This window comes from Jiangella anatolica (genome assembly GCF_003236295.1).
Lineage (GTDB): Bacteria > Actinomycetota > Actinomycetes > Jiangellales > Jiangellaceae > Jiangella > Jiangella anatolica.
The window spans coordinates 1-17,264 of sequence record NZ_POTW01000087.1 but is presented as its reverse complement, the minus strand read 5'-3'; the positions used below and the strand labels follow the sequence as shown (position 1 = coordinate 17,264).

General features: G+C 72.8%; 15 protein-coding genes and 1 tRNA gene. 7 read left to right on the top strand and 9 right to left on the bottom strand.

Translation table 11 applies throughout. From position 1 onward, the window contains the following. Nucleotides 1-74 precede the first annotated feature (74 nt). The gene (locus C1I92_RS25980; RefSeq protein WP_111257540.1) at nt 75-1,052 is read left to right on the top strand and encodes a zinc-binding dehydrogenase; all 978 of its coding nucleotides are present in this window, start codon (nt 75-77) and stop codon (nt 1,050-1,052) included. Nucleotides 1,053-1,302: 250 nt separating this feature from the next. Here the strand turns inward: C1I92_RS25980 and C1I92_RS25975 are convergent, their stop codons facing one another. Further along, entirely contained in the window at nt 1,303-2,583 is a 1,281-nt protein-coding gene (locus tag C1I92_RS25975; RefSeq protein WP_111257539.1) for a PP2C family protein-serine/threonine phosphatase, read from the bottom strand. Nucleotides 2,584-2,898: 315 nt separating this feature from the next. Between C1I92_RS25975 and C1I92_RS25970 the strand changes: the two genes are divergently transcribed. After that, complete coding sequence (locus C1I92_RS25970; RefSeq protein ID WP_111257538.1) at nt 2,899-3,642, top strand: hypothetical protein; 744 nt, start codon at nt 2,899-2,901, stop codon at nt 3,640-3,642. A gap of 380 nt (nt 3,643-4,022) precedes the next feature. Here C1I92_RS25970 and C1I92_RS25965 read toward each other — a convergent pair whose 3' ends face one another. Beyond that, nucleotides 4,023-4,970: an AraC family transcriptional regulator gene (locus C1I92_RS25965; RefSeq protein ID WP_111257548.1), complete on the bottom strand. Its 948-nt coding sequence runs from the start codon at nt 4,968-4,970 to the stop codon at nt 4,023-4,025. Between the two features lie 81 nt (nt 4,971-5,051). On the opposite strand from C1I92_RS25965, the gene C1I92_RS25960 reads away from it, so the two are divergent. Both C1I92_RS25960 and C1I92_RS25955 read left to right on the top strand, forming a co-directional pair. Then, nucleotides 5,052-5,885, top strand: a complete 834-nt coding sequence (locus C1I92_RS25960; protein WP_111257537.1) for an NAD(P)H-binding protein — start codon at nt 5,052-5,054, stop codon at nt 5,883-5,885. Nucleotides 5,886-6,191: 306 nt separating this feature from the next. Continuing rightward, a complete protein-coding gene (locus C1I92_RS25955; protein ID WP_111257536.1) occupies nt 6,192-6,431 on the top strand; it encodes a hypothetical protein in 240 nt (79 codons plus the stop codon). 53 nt (nt 6,432-6,484) lie between these two features. On the opposite strand, the gene C1I92_RS25950 is transcribed toward C1I92_RS25955, so the two are convergent. After that, a tRNA-Arg gene (locus tag C1I92_RS25950) sits at nt 6,485-6,557 on the bottom strand. 94 nt (nt 6,558-6,651) lie between these two features. Here C1I92_RS25950 and C1I92_RS25945 point away from each other — a divergent pair. Beyond that, nucleotides 6,652-7,869, top strand: coding sequence for a metal-dependent hydrolase family protein (locus C1I92_RS25945; protein ID WP_111257535.1), 1,218 nt, complete (start codon nt 6,652-6,654; stop codon nt 7,867-7,869). Nucleotides 7,870-8,131: 262 nt separating this feature from the next. Next, nucleotides 8,132-9,967, top strand: a complete 1,836-nt coding sequence (locus C1I92_RS25940; protein WP_111257534.1) for a phosphoenolpyruvate carboxykinase (GTP) — start codon at nt 8,132-8,134, stop codon at nt 9,965-9,967. Nucleotides 9,968-9,979: 12 nt separating this feature from the next. On the opposite strand, the gene C1I92_RS25935 is transcribed toward C1I92_RS25940, so the two are convergent. The 5 genes from C1I92_RS25935 to C1I92_RS25915 are packed head-to-tail and all read right to left on the bottom strand — an operon-like array spanning nt 9,980 to nt 15,684. Continuing rightward, nucleotides 9,980-10,948, bottom strand: a complete 969-nt coding sequence (locus C1I92_RS25935; RefSeq protein WP_111257533.1) for an LLM class flavin-dependent oxidoreductase — start codon at nt 10,946-10,948, stop codon at nt 9,980-9,982. After that, nucleotides 10,948-12,180 (bottom strand): threonine synthase, encoded by a 1,233-nt coding sequence (locus C1I92_RS25930; protein ID WP_199521595.1) that lies wholly within the window; start codon nt 12,178-12,180, stop codon nt 10,948-10,950. Before C1I92_RS25930 ends, C1I92_RS25935 begins: the two co-directional genes overlap by 1 nt. Further along, a complete protein-coding gene (locus tag C1I92_RS25925; RefSeq protein ID WP_111257532.1) occupies nt 12,177-13,349 on the bottom strand; it encodes a M24 family metallopeptidase in 1,173 nt (390 codons plus the stop codon). Before C1I92_RS25925 ends, C1I92_RS25930 begins: the two co-directional genes overlap by 4 nt. Further along, the gene (locus C1I92_RS25920; RefSeq protein WP_111257531.1) at nt 13,346-14,368 is read right to left on the bottom strand and encodes an LLM class flavin-dependent oxidoreductase; all 1,023 of its coding nucleotides are present in this window, start codon (nt 14,366-14,368) and stop codon (nt 13,346-13,348) included. Before C1I92_RS25920 ends, C1I92_RS25925 begins: the two co-directional genes overlap by 4 nt. After that, nucleotides 14,365-15,684, bottom strand: a complete 1,320-nt coding sequence (locus tag C1I92_RS25915; RefSeq protein ID WP_158564285.1) for a purine-cytosine permease family protein — start codon at nt 15,682-15,684, stop codon at nt 14,365-14,367. Before C1I92_RS25915 ends, C1I92_RS25920 begins: the two co-directional genes overlap by 4 nt. Before the next feature lie 151 nt (nt 15,685-15,835). Here C1I92_RS25915 and C1I92_RS25910 point away from each other — a divergent pair, with 151 nt between their 5' ends. Continuing rightward, a complete protein-coding gene (locus C1I92_RS25910; RefSeq protein WP_111257529.1) occupies nt 15,836-16,969 on the top strand; it encodes a PucR family transcriptional regulator in 1,134 nt (377 codons plus the stop codon). A gap of 55 nt (nt 16,970-17,024) precedes the next feature. Here C1I92_RS25910 and C1I92_RS35060 read toward each other — a convergent pair. Next, a partial coding sequence (locus C1I92_RS35060; RefSeq protein ID WP_233507259.1) for a hypothetical protein occupies nt 17,025-17,264 on the bottom strand: 240 nt, incomplete at its 5' end.

The following is a 17,264-nucleotide window of genomic DNA, read 5'->3' as shown; positions in this document are numbered from 1 at the left end:
GCTTGACCTCAACTTTGATTGAGGTTCTAGCGTAGCGACGACAGTTTGGTGAAGCCAGCGCGAGGGGTTCTGGGATGCACGCGATCCGTCTGCACGAGTTCGGCCCGGCCGGGAACCTGCGGTACGAGGAGACGCCCGCGCCGGAGCCGGCCGCCGGTCAGGTCCGCGTCGCCGTCGAGGCCAGCGGCGTGCACCTGATCGACACGACGCTGCGGGCGGGTCGCGGCGGTGGGCCGCTGCCGTTGCCGCCGCTGCCGTCGATCCCCGGCCGTGAGGTGGCCGGCGTCGTGGACCTGGTCGGCTCCGGCGTGGACGCCGCGTGGTTGGGCCGGCGCGTCGTGGCACACCTCGGGCCGGCCGGCGGCGGATACGCGCGGCTGGCGGTCGTGGCGGCGTCGTCGGTGCACGTGGTGCCGGACTCGGTGTCGTTCGATGCGGCGGTCGCGATGATCGGGACGGGGCGGACGACGGTGGGTGTGTTGGATGCGGCCGACCTGGGTGCTGGTGACGTCGTGCTGGTGACCGCCGCGGCGGGTGGGGTGGGGAGCCTGCTGGTCCAGGCCGGCCGTGCGGCGGGCGCCGTCGTGGTCGGGGTCGCGGGCGGCCCGGAGAAGGTGGCGCGGGTCCGTGCGCTCGGCGCCCAGCACGCGCACGACTACACGGCGCCGGGCTGGCCGGAGCGGGTCCGCGCCGCCCTCGGCGACCGCGAGCTCACCGTCGTCCTCGACGGCGTCGGCGGCTCGCTCGGGCGGGCGGCGATGGACCTGCTCGGCGTCCGCGGGCGGCTGGTGATGTTCGGCTGGTCGTCCGGCGAGCTGCTCGCGTTCACCTCCACCGACCTCGTCGAGCGCGCGCTCACCGCGACCTGGCCGATCAGCCGTCACCAGCTCGGCCGGCCCGGGTTCCTGCGCGGGCTGGAGACACGGGCGCTGGCCGAGGCCGCGGCCGGCCGGCTGATCCCGTCGGTGCAGCGCTTCCCGCTCGAGCACGCGGCCGAGGCCCATGCCGCCCTCGAGTCCCGCCGCACGACGGGCAAGGTGGTTCTCGTCTGATGGGGACGCCGGCCGGAGCGCAGGCCGGGCGCGCCCGCCGGGGGCGCCCGCCGCCACGTTCGAGTCGCGCCGCACGACGGGCACGCCGGCCGGGGGTGCACGCCGGGGGTGCGCCCGGCCGAGGCGCCCGCCGGGGGTGCACGCCGGCCAAGCCGTGGGCGGCCTGCTCCTCCCGGTCCGGCCGAGCGCTCTCAGGGCGGTCCGTTCCGGCGTCCGCTCCCGCCGAGCGTCGTGGTGGGTCTCGCGGTCGTCACTCCGAGCAGAGCAGGCCGGGGAACGCCCCGTCGCTCTCGTCGCCCTCGTCGGCCGCTGTCCCGTCGCCGGCCGGCGCCGTCTGGCTGTCGTGCGCCCGGCAGGCGCGCAGCCGCAGCGTGTCGATCACCTGCTCCGCCTCGTCCAGGTCATCGGTGGCGATCGTCGCGTCGACCTCGTGGCGGTAGACGGTGGGCAGCGCTTCCAAGGGCAGGCCGCCGGGCACCGTGTACAGCTCGGACAGGTGGACGGGGCCGAGCTCGTGCCGGACGCCCTGGTAGATCGCGACCTGCCCGTTGCTGGTGCCGATGTAGTACTGGTCGCGGACCCAGCCGTTGGCGTACGTCAGCCCGGCCCAGCCGACCACGATCACCGCGGCGACCGTGATCGCCGGCCGTAACCAGCGTCGCCGTCGCCGTCGCCGGGCCCGCGGCGCGTAGCGCATGGCCTCGGGATCCTCCTGGTGCTCCGACGGCTGGGCGTCCTGGAGGTCCTCGGCGGCGGATCCGACGATGTACGCCGCGGCGACGGTGGCCGCGGCTCCGCTCGCGTCGGCTTCGTCGGCCTCGACGAGCTCGCCGACGACCGCGGTGACGTTGTCGGGCGCGCCGGCGTCGAGGGCCGTCGCGATGAGCTGGTCGGCGGCCTCGTCGACGGTGTGCGCGCGGGCCAGGACCGACTCGATCTCCTGGTCGGTGACGACGTCCGACAGGCCGTCGCTGCAGATCAGCACGCGGTCGCCGGCCTGGACGTCGATGATCGAGTAGTCGGGGTGGATCGGTGACTGGCCCTGCAGCACCTTCGTCACGACGGAGCGCGCGGGATGCTCGCGGGCGTCCTCCGGCGTGATGCGGCCGTCGTCGACCAGGGACTGGACGAAGGTGTGGTCCCTGGTGATCTGCGTCAGCGATCCGTTGCGCAGCAGGTAGGCCCGTGAGTCGCCGATGTGGCCGAGCGCCAACTGGACGCCGTTCCACAGCAGCGCCGTCGACGTCGTGCCCATGCCGGCGCGGGACGGATCGGCACGCGCCATGTCGTCGATCCGGCCGTTGGCCGCGCTGACGGCCGCCGACAACACGTCGATCGGGTCACCGTCGGGCAGTTGGTCGGCGTTGAGGAGCTCGTCGATGGCCGCCCGGCTGGCGACCTCCCCCGCTGCGTGGCCGCCCATGCCGTCGGCGACGGCCAGGAGGTAAGGGCCGGCGTAGCCGGAGTCCTCGTTACCCTCCCGGACCAGGCCGACGTCGGAGCGCGCGGCATAGCGCAGCGTCAGCGGCATCGATTCCCTACTCCCGCACCCATCGAGGCGGCGCGGACTCACGTGCGCCCGCGGCGTCGCCTCCCCCCAAAGACATGTCGATCACAGCGGATCGTAACCGCCTCCGGTTCGCGACCGGTGAGCCGCCACGCGGACAGCCTTGTCCACAGCCCACACCGATTCCCTGAGTTGTCCACATTTCGGGGTTCGGCGGCAGCGTGCGTGCGGCCGATCGACGAATGATCAAGGAGTCCGGCCGGGTGGCCGCGGCGGGTCCCGCAGAGGTCTCGCCGTGGTTCTGCCGGCTCATGGTCATCGAGTGAGAGGACTCCGTTCATGCAGCTCATCAAGGGTGCCGCCGTCAGTGGTGTCGCGATCGCCGCACTGGTCGCGAGCGGAACGGCCGCAGCCCCATCGGCGCTCGCCGCATCGTCCGCGGCCGGCCTTGCGGCCGCCGCCCCGGCGTCGGCGACCGCCTCGTCGACGGCTGGTCTTGCGGCTGTCGCCCTAGCGTCGGCGGCCGCCGCGTCCGTCAGTTCGCCGTCGCTGGATCCGCCGTCCGCCGGACGTTCGCCCACCAGCTCGTCGCCCAGCGCTGCGCCGCTGACCGCGCGGACCGTCCCGCCCGCCGTGTGTCGCCCCGCGCCGCCGCACCGGCATCGGCAGTGGCTCGACGGCTTCCTGCTCGGCTGGGTCCCGCCCGGCATCGGCCCGATGGTCACCGACTTCGAGTACGAGTTGGATGACGTCGGCTTCCGGTCGCGGGTCTGGGAGTCCGGTCCCTATCCCGACGAGTCCTACCGGGTCGATCTGCAGGTCACGGTCATGCGCAGTCCGTCGTTCACCGACGAGTCCGCACTGCGCGAGTTCCTGGTCGAGTATCTCGAGCGCGATCCGGCCGCCTGGGCGACCACAGCGTTCGCCCATCCCGACGGACCCGGCTTCGCCGACATCGGAGAGCTCTTCTGGCTGGCCGCACCCGGGGTCGCGGTCCGCGTGTTCGGTGGTGGCGAGCAACTCGACTTCCGCGACCTCACCCGAACCGCCTGCGCCGTCAGGCAGGTGGTGCCCATGGAATGACCACGCCGCCGCCGCCGGCGGCCGGCTACGCGCCGCGTCGTCCGCGACGCGTGGCCGGCCCACGGCACCGTGACAGGCGTCCGTCTGCGGCGGCGCTCCAACTACTGGCTCGCTGTGCGGTCCCGCTGGTCTGCTGGTCCCGCTGGTCTGTCGGTCCCGCCGGGCCACCGGTCTGCTGGTCTCGCCGGGCCACCGGTCTGCTGGTCCCGCCGGTCTGCTGGTCCCGCCGGTTCGCTGGGTCTGTCGGTTCGTCGGTTTGTCGGTCTCACCGGTCTGCGGGGTGGTGACGGCTGCGGTCGCTCGGAGCGAGTGGGCGTCGCGTGATCCAGGTGTGACGGCGGCGCTGGAGGCTGGCGCTTGTCGCGCGGCGCCGTGACGGGTCAGCTCACGGCGGTGCTCGGCTCCGGCGTCCGGCGGCTGGTCGCACGGTGCTGCGACGGCGTCAGCCCACGGCGTCGCTTGAACGCGGCACTCAGGGCGAACGCGCTGCCGTACCCGACCCGACGAGCGATCGCCTCGATCGTCGCGTCGGTCTCGCGCAGCAGGTCGGCGGCCATCGCGAGCCGCCAGCCGGTGAGGTAGCTCATCGGCGGCTCGCCGACCTGGGCGGTGAAGTCGCGAGCCAGCAGCGCCCGGGACACCCCGGTCGCCGCGGCGAGCGAGGCGACCGTCCAGGCGCGGCCGGGATCGTCGTGCAGTAGGCGCAGCGCCCGACTGACCGGCGAGTCGTCCAGGCGCCGGTACCAGTGCGGCGCCCGCGCCTGGGGCCGGTCGAACCAGCCGCGCAGCGTCGAGACCAGCATGAGGTCGAGCAGCCGGTCGAGCACGACCTGCTGACCGGGCCGCTCGTCGGCGATCTCGTCGGCGACGAACTGCAGCATCGGGCAGGGGCAGTCGGCGTCGGCGATGACCAGCACCTGCGGCAGCGCGTCGAGCAGCCGCTCGCTGATCCCGGCGGCGCCGTCGTAAATCCCGGTCAGCACGACGGTGTCGCCGTCGGCGCCGGGGTCGCAGGTCCGGCCAGCGGCCCCGGCCCGGGCGCTCCACGCGCAGTAGTCGGTCAGCCGGATCGCCTCGCCGGGACGTGCGGACGGATCGACGGCGACGGTGAACGGCTCCGGCCCGCGCAGGACGGCGACGTCGCCCGCGCCGACCGGTACTGGATCGCCGTCGGGCGGCGTGACCCAGGTCGTGCCCTGCACGACGGCGAGCAGCGTCAGTTCGGCGTCCATCGCGAACCGCACCGGCCAGCGGGGGCCGAGCACCGTCCGCCCGACCAGTGCGCCACGGGCCCGGACTCCGTCGAGCAACTCGGTCAGCGCATCCACGCTCACAGCGTAGACGACGGCACATGGATCAGAGCGCCGAGACCATTCATCGTCCATGAGGCAGGAGGTTGGCTTGATGGCATGACGATTCTGCTCACCGGAGCTACCGGCAAGATCGGCCGCCGAGTCGGCGCCCGGCTCCGCGACCTCGACGTCCCTGTGCGACCGGCCGGTCGCGGGAGCACTCCGCCGTTCGACTGGACCGACGAATCGAGCTGGCCGGCCGCGCTCGACGGCGTGCGCGCGGCGTTCGTGGTCCCCTACGACGGCGCGCAGCTCACCCGGCCGTTCGTGGCGGCGGCGATCCGCGCCGGCGTCGAACGGATCGTGCTGCTCTCAGGCCGCGGCGTCGACGTGCCCGACTATCTGCCGCCGGAGTGGATGGCCGGCAACGCCCACGTCGACGGCGAGGCGGCGCTGCGGGCGGCCGACGTCGACTGGACGATCCTGCGGCCGGGTTGGTTCGCGCAGAACTTCAGCGAGGGCTTCTTCCGCGACGCGGTCCTCGCCGGTGAGCTGCGCCTGCCGGGCGGTGACGGCGCCGCGAGCTTCGTCGACGCGGAGGACATCGCCGCGGTCGCGGTCGCGGCGCTGACCGAGGACGATCACGTCGGCTCGACCTACGAGCTGTCCGGGCCCCGAGCGGTGACGCTGGCCGAGGCGGTCGCCGAGATCGCGGCGGCGTCCGGCCGCGACGTCCGCTACGCCCACGTCGACCACGACGACTTCGTCCGCGAGCTCGTGGACCAAGGCTGGGCGCCCGACGATGCCGAGGGATACGCGGTCATGGTCAGTCCGCTGCGGCGCGGCATCGATGCCTACCTGTCCGACGGTGTCGAGAAGGTCCTCGGCCGGCCGGCCCGCGACTTCCGCGATGTCGTGCGCGAGGCGGCCGCGGCCGGCGCCTGGTCCTGACGGCCGGCCCGCTAGATCCCGCGGCCGGCTTGCCGACGAGCACGCGTGGCTGGCGGACGATCAAGCTGCTGGGGGGACGACGCACGCCGCTGGGGGACGATCCCACGGCCGGCTTGCCGCCGAGCACGCCTGGCTGGCGCACAACCGCGCTGCTGGCGGACGACCACGCTGCTGGGGGACGACGCCTGCTGCTGGGGGACGACGCCTGCTGCTGGGAGACGACGCCTGCTGCTGGGGGACGAGCACGCCGACTGGCCGACGAGGCCGCCCTATCGGGACCGCGCCGCCCATCCGATCGGCGCGACGGTGCTGACGGCGGTCGACCTCGTGCTGGACGACCCTGCCGGGCTGCCGGCCGGCTGGCGCACGGAACTACAGGAGTGCCGGTCATGGGCGGCGCGGCGGCTGGCGATCGGGTGGGAAATCGGCTGGGCGGACTACTCGGTCGCGGCGATGACCGAGTACCTGCTCGGCCAGGTCAAGCTCCTGGTGGACGGACCCTTGCCGCTCGGCGAGACCTGGGACTTCACCCCGCCCGACCGCTGACCCGGCCGCCGGGAGAGAGAAACCCCAGGCCGATGGCCTGGGGTTTCACGGTGCGCGCCCGAAGGGACTCGAACCCCTAACCTTCTGATCCGTAGTCAGATGCTCTATCCGTTGAGCTACGGGCGCAACGAAGAGAGAGTGTACCGGTCCGAGCGACCAGGCCGAAATCGACGCCGATACCGTGTGACATGCCACCGACCGACGAGAAGGGTGACCGCCCATGGGCCAGCAGCCGGCCAGCCTGACCATCACGAACGCACGGATCTTCGACGGCTCCTCGGCCGAGCTGACCGAGGGCGACCTCCACATCGTCGACGGCGTCTTCGTCGACGCGGCGACGGCGGACGCGGCCGCCGCGGACGCGCACGGCGACACCGTCACCATCGACGCGCGGGGCGGGACCGTGGTTCCGGGGCTGATCGACGCGCACTGCCACGCGTACGGCGTCGGGCTGGACATGGTTGGCATCGAGTCGAGCCCACTCAGCTACGTCGCGCTCAAGGCGGCCCAGCGCCTGAACAACGCACTGCGCCGCGGCTTCACGACGGTCCGCGACGTCGCGGGCGGCGACCCCGGGCTGGCCCGCGCCGTCGACGAGGGCCTGATCGCGGCGCCCCGCTACTTCTACACCGGCCCGGCGCTCTCGCAGACCGGCGGCCACGGCGACCCGCGGCCCGGCGACCACGACCTGTGCGTCGGTCACTCGCACATGTCCGAGGTGGTCGACGGCGTCGACGCGGTGCGGACGGCGGTACGGGAGCGGTTCCGCCGCGGCGCGCACGCGATCAAGATCATGACGTCGGGCGGGGTGATCTCGCTGACCGACCCGATCCACCGGCCGCAGTACAGCGCCGACGAGGTCCGCGCGATCACTGATGAGGCGTCCCGCCGCGGCTCCTACGTCACCGCGCACGCGTACTCGCCGGCCGCGATCGAGCACTCCGTCACCAACGGCGTCCGCTCGATCGAGCACGGCAACCTGCTCGACGAGGCGACCGCCAAGCTGATGGCCGCACACGACGCGTTCCTGGTGCCGACGCTGGCGGCCTACGACGCGCTGGACCGGCGCGGCGAGGCGCTGGGGCTGAACCCGATCTCGCAGGCGAAGAACCGCGAGGTGCTCGACTCCGGCAAGCACGCCATCGAGCTGGCGCGCGACGCCGGCGTCCGGGTCGGCTTCGGCACCGACCTCATGGGCGATCTCGAGGACGACCAACTGGCCGGGCTGCGGCTGCAGGCCGAGGTGCTCGGCGTGCTCGACGCGCTCCGCTCGGCCACGTCGGTCAACGCGCAGCTGCTGGGCCGGGACGACCTCGGCCGGATCGGCCCAGGCGCCGCCGGCGACCTGATCCTGTTCGACGGCGATCCGTTCGCCGACGCCTCGTTGCTGTGGACGGAAGAAGCACGCACCGTCGTCCGCGGCGGCACACTGATCTGACGGCCCGCTGGTCCGTACCTCCCGCCCGAACTGGTCAGGTGAGGTACGGACCTGTGTCTGATTTGTCCCGAATTTTAGCACCCTGTGTGGTCCTGATCACCCCAGTGTCGGTTCCAGTACCTGAGATGCCGCTCCTAGCGTGCAGAGCATCCCCGCGGAACACCGCCCGTCTCCGAATGGCCTGAGGTCGGGTCGCTTCCGCATACTCGGAACGCGCCGCAGGGCCGACTGCGCGCACCGACACGAAGAGGGTGACCGCTTCATGACGACGTTCGCCGAACCCGGATCCGATCTCGATCTCGACGACGCGCCGACGTCCCACTCCCGCCTGCTGGCCTGGGTCCGCGAGGTCGCGGAGCTGACCCAGCCGGACCGGATCCACTGGTGCGACGGCTCCGACGAGGAGTGGACGGCCCTCACCGACGAGCTGGTCGAGGCCGGCACGATCGTCCGGCTGAACCCGGAGAAGAAGCCGAACTCGTTCTGGGCGCGGACCGACCCGACCGACGTCGCGCGGGTGGAGGAGCGGACGTTCATCTGCTCGGTGAACGAGGCGGACGCGGGGCCGACGAACAACTGGCGCGACCCGAACGAGATGAAGGCCGAGATGACCGAGCTCTACCGGGGCTCGATGCGCGGCCGCACGATGTACGTCATCCCGTTCTGCATGGGCCCGCTGACCGCGGCGAACCCGATGTTCGGCGTCGAGCTGACCGACTCGCCCTACGTGACGGTGTCGATGCGGATCATGGCGCGCATGGGCGCCCACGTCCTGCAGGCGATGGGCGACGACGCCGACTTCGTGCCCTGCCTGCACAGCGTCGGCGCGCCGCTGGAGCCCGGCCAGCAGGACGTCGCCTGGCCGTGCAACGAGACCAAGTTCATCACCCAGTTCCCCGAGGAGCGGATGATCTGGTCGTACGGCTCCGGCTACGGCGGCAACTCGCTGCTGGGCAAGAAGTGCTACTCGCTGCGCATCGCCAGCGCCATGGCCCGCGACGAGGGCTGGCTGGCCGAGCACATGCTGATCCTCAAGCTCACCGCGCCGCACGGCGCCGTGCACTACATCGCCGCCGCGTTCCCGTCGGCCTGCGGCAAGACCAACCTGGCGATGCTGGAGCCGACCATCCCGGGCTGGAAGGTCGAGACGCTCGGCGACGACATCGCCTGGATGCGCTTCGGCGACGACGGCCGGCTCTACGCCGTCAACCCCGAGTTCGGCCTGTTCGGCGTCGCGCCCGGCACCGGCTGGAAGACCAACCCGAACGCGATGCGCACCATCGCCAAGGGCAACAGCGTCTTCACCAACGTCGCGCTCACCGACGACGGCGACATCTGGTGGGAGGGCATGACCGACGAGCCGCCGGCCCACCTGACCGACTGGAAGGGCCGCGACTGGACACCTGACAGCGGCGAGGTGAGCTCGCACCCGAACTCGCGGTTCTGCACCCCGATCGAGCAGTGCCCGATCATCGCGCCGGAGTACGACGACCCGCGGGGTGTGCCGATCTCGGCGATCCTCTTCGGCGGCCGCCGCCGGACGACGATCCCGCTGGTCACCGAGGCGCGCGACTGGACGCACGGCGTCTTCATGGGCGCGACGCTCTCGTCGGAGACGACGGCGGCGGCGACCGGCCAGGTGGGCGTCGTCCGGCGGGACCCGATGGCGATGCTGCCGTTCATCGGCTACAACGCCGGCGACTACTTCGCGCACTGGATCGCCATGGGCAAGGACGCCGACGCGATCAAGCTGCCGAAGATCTTCTACGTCAACTGGTTCCGCCGCGACGACGACGGCGGCTTCCTCTGGCCGGGCTTCGGCGAGAACGGCCGCGTCCTCAAGTGGGTCGTCGAGCGGCTGGAAGGCCTGGTGGCGGCGACGGAGACGCCGATCGGCCACGTGCCGACGCCGGAGTCGCTGGACACGTCGGGGCTGGACCTGACGGCCGAGCAGCTGGCCAAGTGCCTCGAGGTCGACCCGGCGGAGTGGCGCGCCGAGGTGCCGGGCATCGCCGAGTGGTTCGACAAGTTCGGCGACCATCTGCCGACGCTGCTCTGGGCCGAGCTGGACGGCCTCAAGGCTCGCCTGGGCCTGTAAGCCCCATGATCATCAACCTTCTGTGTCGTGCCCACGACCCAGAAGGTTGATGATCATGAGAATGTCCGCCGGGTCCACGCCGGGGTCGTCGCGGACGACGGCGACGTCCAAGCCGGCGGCGGCGAACCGGTCGAACGCGGCCGTCACCTCCGAGGGCGTTCCGGCGGCGACCAGCCGGTCCAGCAGGTCGTCGGTGACCAGGTCCACCCGTGGCACACCCGCGACCAGTCCGGCCCGGAAGTCCGCGCACAGGGACGGCGACAGCCCGGCGGACCGGGTGATCAGGTGGTCGCCGTGGATGCCGAGGAACTGCGCGACCATCGGCCGGATCCGGTCCCGCGCCGCCGTCGCGTCGTCGTCGACCGACAGCCCGACGTAGCCGGCCAGCCGCACCGACGGGCCGACGCGGGAGCGCACCTCCCGCACGTAGTCCGGCCCGGCCAGGATCGACAGCAGCACACCGTCCGCCGTCCGCGCCGCGAGGTCCAGAGCCCGCGGCCCCTTCACCCCGAGCACGATGGGCAGGTCCGGCCGCAGCGGGTGGAACGACAGCGCGGCGTCGACGGTGTACGCGGGCCCGGAATGGCGGACGTGCTCGCCGGAGAGCAGCCGGCGCACGACGTCGACGGACTCGGCCAGCCGGCTCAGCGGCCGGTCGAACGGGATGCCGAGCTGGCCGGTCATCCAGCGCTCGTTGCTGGCGCCGAGCCCGGCCAGCGCCCGGCCGCCGCTCAGCTCGTCCAGCGTCGCGAACTCCATCGCGAGCACGACCGGATGCCGGGTCCACGGGTTCACCACACCGATCCCGACCTGCACCGACGACGTCGCCTGGGCGATCGCGCCGGCCAGCGCGAACGCGCCGCGCTCGACATAGTCCTCGGTGACCCAGACCTCGTCGAACCCGGCCTCCTCGGCGGCGACGGCGGAAGCGACGGCGGACCGGCTCGGCCGGTGCCCGGACAGCGAGAACGCCAGCCGCATCAGGACTCGATCGCGGCCAGCAGCGCGTCCGCCGAGGGCTCGATCACCGGCACCTCGGGCAGCGTGGCCGCCGTCGCGCCCACGTCCTTGAGCCCCGTCGACGTGCCGATGACCACGACCGACGCGTCCGGGGCCAGCTCCAGGTCCGCCAGCGCCGGCCACGCCGTCGCCGACGCGGCCTCCTGGTAGAGACCGGCGGACGCGGCCAGCTCACGCTGGGCGGCGAGGATCACGTCGTCGGACGGGACGGCGACGGCCGAGCCGCCGGTCGAGCGCAGCGCCGTCAGACCCTGGAACGTCCCGACCGGGGACGCGGTCGAGAACGCGACCGACGGCTGGTACGGCACCGGCCCGGCGATCTCGGACCCGCTGGCCAGCGCCGCCGCGAGCGGCCCGAACGGCTCGGCCGCGACCATCAGCGGCGACCGCTCCAGCACGCCCAGTGCGACGAGGTCGGCGAAGCCGCGCGCGACGCCCACCAGGCCGTCCGCATACGCCGTCGGCACCACGACGACGTCGGGCGCCGCCGCCAGCTGGTCGACCAGCTCGTAGGCGATCGTCTTGTAGCCGTCGACGCCGTACGGGTTGGAGCCCACCGGCGGGTCGGCGTGGCCGGACATCGCCAGCCAGTCGAACTTCTCGACCAGCTCGCGCATCAGCGTCCACCGCTGCCGCGGCTCCGGCAACGCGACCACCGACGCGCCGTACACCTGCATCAACGTCTTCATCGTCGACGGGACGCTGGCGACCGTGAGCACGACGCAGCGCAGCCCGGCCCGGGCCGCGTAGGCCGCGATGGCCGCGCCGTGGTTGCCGGTGCTGGCGACGACGACGGTGTCGATGCCCAGCTCGACCGCCTTCGTGACGGCGACCGCCGCCAGCCGGTCCTTGTACGACCAGGTCGGGTTGCGGGTCTCGTCCTTGACGACGACCGACGCGACGCCGAGCCGCTCCGCCGTCGCGGGCAGGCCGACGACCGGCGTCGCGCCCTCGGCCAGGCTCACCGCGGGGGTGTCCGCGGCCAGCGGCAGCAGCGACCGGTACCGGAACAGCCCGGGCTCCGCGTCGGACAGCGGCACCGCGCCCAGGCCGGCGAGGTCGTACGCGGGCAGCACGTTGGACGGCACGCCGTCGGCCTCGCAGGCCGGGCAGCCGCGGCCGACCAGCTCCAGCGACGGATCCGGATAGGCCGCCGAGCAGCGCAGACAGGCCAGCGTGCGGGTGTACGTCACGCCTCCACCACCCGCAGGTCGCGGCCGGACCGGGTCAGCAGCTCGACGCCACCGCTGGTGACGACGACCGCGTCCTCGACCATCATCCCGCCCCATCCCAGCTCGTAGTACGGCGTCTCGAAGCAGAGCGTCATGCCCTCGGCCAGCTCCGTTCCGACGCTGGGCGCGACGATCGGCGGCTCGTAGATCGACAGGCCGATCCCGTGCCCGCAGTGCTGCCGACGGTACCGGGGCACGCCGCGCGCGACCGCGTCGAGGCCGATCCCGAACAGTTCCGCTGCCGAGAGCCCGGGCCGCGCGGCCGCGAGCTGCTCGTCCTCGCCGGCGCGCACGGCGCTGTAGACGTCGCGCTGCCGCGCGGACGGCTCGCCGAGCACCGCGGTGCGGCCGATGTCGGACCAGTACCCGTCGACGACGCAGCCGACGTCGAACCGGGCGATCTCGCCGGGCTTCCACGCGCGCTGCGACGGGACGGCGTCGGCCAGCGCGGACCGCTCGCCGGTGAGCGCGACGACGAAGCGCGGGTCGCCACCGCCGGCCACCATGGTCCCGGCGACGACGGCGGCCAGCTCGGCCTCGGTGGTGCCCGGCCCGGCGGCCGCCAGCGCGGCGTCGATGCCGGCCTCGGCCAGCTGGGCGGCGTACGCGAGCAGCTCGACCTCGGCCGGCAGCTTCCGCGACCGGACGGAGAACAGCAGGCCGGCGCCGTCCTCGACCACGTCGCCGCAGGCCGCGAGTACGTCGGCGGGCACGTCGCGGGTCTCGACCGCCAGCCGGGCCGACGACGGCAGCGTCGCGACCGCGGCCGCCAGCGCCGGCGCCAGCCCGTCGTGCCGGTCGGCGACCTCGGTGACCGGGTCGGGCATCGTGGACTCGACGTAGAACCGGCCGAACGGCGAGATCCGGTCGACGGGCACGACGGTGGCGCCGGCGGGCACGTCTGCCGCCGGCGCCACCAGCCAGAGGTCGGTGACGGTGACCAGCGCCGCCATCCGATGGGTACGGAACACCTGGCCGGGCATGCTGCGGTAGCCGGTGGCGTAGAGGACGCTCTCCGGCTCGGTCAGCACGATCGCGTCGTACGGCTGCTCCGCGAGCCCGGCGCGCAGCCGGGCGAGGCGGTCCCGGGCGAGCGCGGCGGTGTCGATCGTCGGTTTCGTGGGCGTCATCGGCGGCCCTCCGTCTCGGCGGCGATGATCGTCTCGCTGAACCCCGTCATCGCGTCGGTCGTCTCCTCGACGGTGTCGACGGCGAACAGCAGGCCGGCCAGCGTCGTCACCCCCGCGTCGCGGTAGGCGCGGACCTGCGCGGCGACGTCGTCGGGGGTGCCGATGAGGTTGCGGGTGGCGAGGTCGCCGACGCCCTGGTCCTTCAAGGTGGTCCTGGACAGCGACGCGAGATGCTTGAACACCTGCGACGACTCGAACCGCCGCCAGGCCTCCTCGCGGGTCGGCGCGACGCTGACGGCGACCTGCAGCGCCACGTCGAAGTCGGCCGGCAGCTCGCGGCCGTGCTCGGCGGCCTCGGCGCGGATGTCGCTCAGGGCGACCCGGACCTCGTCCGGCGTGAGACAGGCCGGCAGCCAGCCGTCGCCGTGCCTCGCCGCCCGCGACCGGGAGCCGGGCGAGTTGCCGCCGGACAGGATCGGCAGGCGCCGCTCGCGGTACGGCTTCGGGAAGCTCTCGACGTCGGTGAACTCGACCCAGTCGCCGTGGAAGGACGCGTTCCGCTCGGTCAGCAGCGCCCGCAGCGCGGGGATCGCCTCCTCGGCGTGCTCGCCGCGGTGCACCTTCCGGCCCGGCTCGACCGCCTCCAGCTCCTCGCGGTAGGCGCCGATGCCGACGCCGAGCACGGCCCGTCCGTGCGACAGCTGGTCCAGCGTGGCGGCCTGCTTCGCGGCGACAACCGGGTGGCGGAACGGCAGCACCATCACCGCCGTCGCCAGCCGGATCCGGTCGGTCACGGCGGCGACGTAGCTGAGGTAGCCGAACGGGTCGTAGTAGCGCGGCGCCTGGTCGAACTCGGCGCGCACGTAGCGCTGCGTCGTCAGGTGGTCGTTGCCCCAGATCGACTCGAAGCCCAGCCGTTCCGCCGTCACCGCCAGCCCGACCGCCTGGTCGATGTCCGCGTACGGGACGGGGTACATCAGCCCCTCGGTCCCGGTGGGCACGCCGAGTCCGAACCTCACGACCGCACCTCCAGTGCCGGAGCCGTCCGCCAGCGGGTGATCGCGGTGCCGACGACGGCGTACAGGACAAAGCCCGCGACCAGGCCCTCGATCGCGTCGGCGATGAGCAGGTCGCCGTACCGGGCGATCAGCGCGCCGGCCACCCAGCAGCCCAGCGCCTCCCAGCGGACCGACGGCGCGGTGCGCAGCAGCTCGGTAGCGTCCCAGCGGCGGACCACGACCCAGAAGTACGCGATCAGCACGCCGGCGAACGGCGGCACCACCACCGAGATCACGCCGAGGAACCGCTGGAACTCCGACGCCAGTCCGGCGAACGCGATGAGCAGCGCGATCAGCACCGCCGCCACCGTCCACACCGGCTTCGCGATCTTCAGGCCCAGCGTGTTCGACGCGTTCGTGAACGCCAGCGACGCCGAGTAGATGTTGTTGTCCGCGGTGTTCCACAGAGCGAGGAAGAGCATGATGGCGGCCGGCGCCAGCAGCCCGAGGCCCTGCATGACGACGACGAAGTTGCTGTTGCCGACCTTCATCGCCGAGACGGTCGCGATGGTCTCGAAGATCGCCGCGCCGACCGCGAAGCCGCAGAAGCTGGAGATGACGACGTCACGGGGGCGGACGGCGTACCGCTGCACGTCGCCGACCAGCGCGGCGCCGGTGACCCACGTCGCGATGACGGCGCCGATCGCGACGGAGAAGCCGATCGGGGCGGCGGGCTCGTAGTCGACGACGTCGCCGAACCCGCCGTCGAGGTCGGCGATGCGGACCAGCGCGAACAGCGCGATCGCGACCTGGACCGGCACCGCGATCGCCGAGTAGCGGTGCAGGCCCTTGAAGCCGAAGATCGCCGTGGTCAGGATCGCCGCGCTGAACGCGACGATGAACGCCCACTTCGGGATCTCCGGGATCAGCTGGTTCACCGCGACGCCCCAGGTGTCCATCAGCACGCCGATGAAGCCCATCGCGACGACGCCGAGGAACAGTGACACGATCACCGCGCCGTGCGTCCCGAAGACGGCGCGCGACGTGAGATAGCTGGTCAGGCCGGTGCGGAAGCCGACCATGCCGACCAGGCTGGCGACGATCGCGAGCAGCACGTTGCCGAGCAGGATCGCCAGCAGGCCCTCGGTCAGCGTGGTGCCGCCGCCGACGACCCCGCCGACGAGGAAGCTGCTGACGCTGATGTTCCAGCCCATCTGGACGACGATCAGCTGGATCAGCGGTTTGCGCCGGTCGGCCGGCACCGGCTCGAGCGCATGGTCCTCCATGTCCTGGGCCACCGTGCTCTGGACGGCTGTGGTGTCACGCTCGGTGCTCACGGTTGCCTCCCCTTCTGTGGCCGGTGCCTGTTGGGGTGCCATGTTGTCCACAATTCGTCCGTCGCTCTATGGGGTATCTCCGGAAGTTGACACACTACGTTTTGTGGATCTGACACAACGGGCCGAAGTTCTTCTCGGCCGTGTTTCCGACGTGGCGCAGTCGCTGGTCGGCGACGTGTGGGAGCGGCTGCCCGGCTACGACGACGCCCGGATGGACCTCGACGACCTCGTCGGCGTCGTGACGCCGAACCTGCGGGCGCTGCTGGTGGCGGTCGCGGAGAACCGCGGGCCACGGCCGGACGAGGTGACGCCGGCGGCCGAGCTCGGCGAACGGCGCGCGGTGCAGGGCGTGCCGATCGAGGGCGTCGTGGCGTCGTGGCACTCGGCCGAGCGGCGGCTGCTGGACCAGCTGGTGGCGGCCGGTCCGCCGATGCCGCCCGACGAGTACACACGGCTGGCCCGGCTGCTGGCCGCCGCGGTCGACGTCATGATCGGCGTGTCGACGGAGGCGTACCGGCGCACGCGCAGCGAGGCGGCGGCGCACCTGGACCAGATCGCGACCGACCTGGTGTCCCGGCTGGCCGGCGGCGAACCGCTGGACCCGGCGCACGTCGAGGAACGGGCCCGGCTGATCGGCGTCGCCGCCCAGGTGCCCCATCGTGCCGTCGCGGTGGGTGGTGGTCCCGACGACGACCCGCTGCGGCTCGCTCGGGCGCAGCGGGAGATCCTCGACGTGCTGCGGCCGCGGCTGAGGTCGCGGATCCTGGTCGGCTCGAAGGACGCGACGATCCTCCTGGTCCTGCCGGACCTGCCGGGCCTCGGCGACATGCTCTCGCGGGCGGCGGGCCGTCCGGGGGTGGCGGCGGGGACGGTGATCGGGCTCGGCGAGCCACGGGACCGGCTGGGCGAGACCGCGGCCTCCTGCCGGGAGGCGGTCGCGGCGCTGGAGGCCGGGCGGCGGGCCGGCCTCGATCGCGTCGTCGTCCCGTTCGACCAGGTCATCGCGGACATCATGCTGATCGACAACCCTCTGGACGCGCGCCGGCTGGCGGCTCGGGCGCTGGCGCCGCTGGCCGGGCACGGGCAGCTGATCGACACCGTCCGGGCGTATCTGTCGACCGGGCTGTCGGTGCGGCGGACGGCGGAGCGGCTGGCGGTGCACGAGAACACCGTGTCCTACCGGCTGCGGCGGGTCGCCGCCCTGCTGGAGGTGGACGGGCCGGAGCAGCTGATCCGGGCCGACCTGCTGCTCGCGCTGCGCGCCGTCGACCTCGGGTTGTACTGACCGTTCCCATTCGTCCAAGCCGGGGCGCCGGTGCGGGTCTAGCGTGGCGTCAGTGTCAGGGTGATGTCGCCGCTGTTTTCGCGGCTGGTTGGATCCTGATCGCCTTGGTGTCTGGCTCGTAGCGTGGCTGCCGACTGTTGGTCTGGTCTTCATGCGTTTTGCCGGCATCGGGGTGTGAAGGACCGGCCGGCGTGACTTGATAGGAGCGTGGCGTCGCCCCGACTGAGATGTGTCCGCCGGCCGGTCCAACCGTCCCGTCACTGATCAGGTGAGAGGAGGCAACCACCATGGTTGT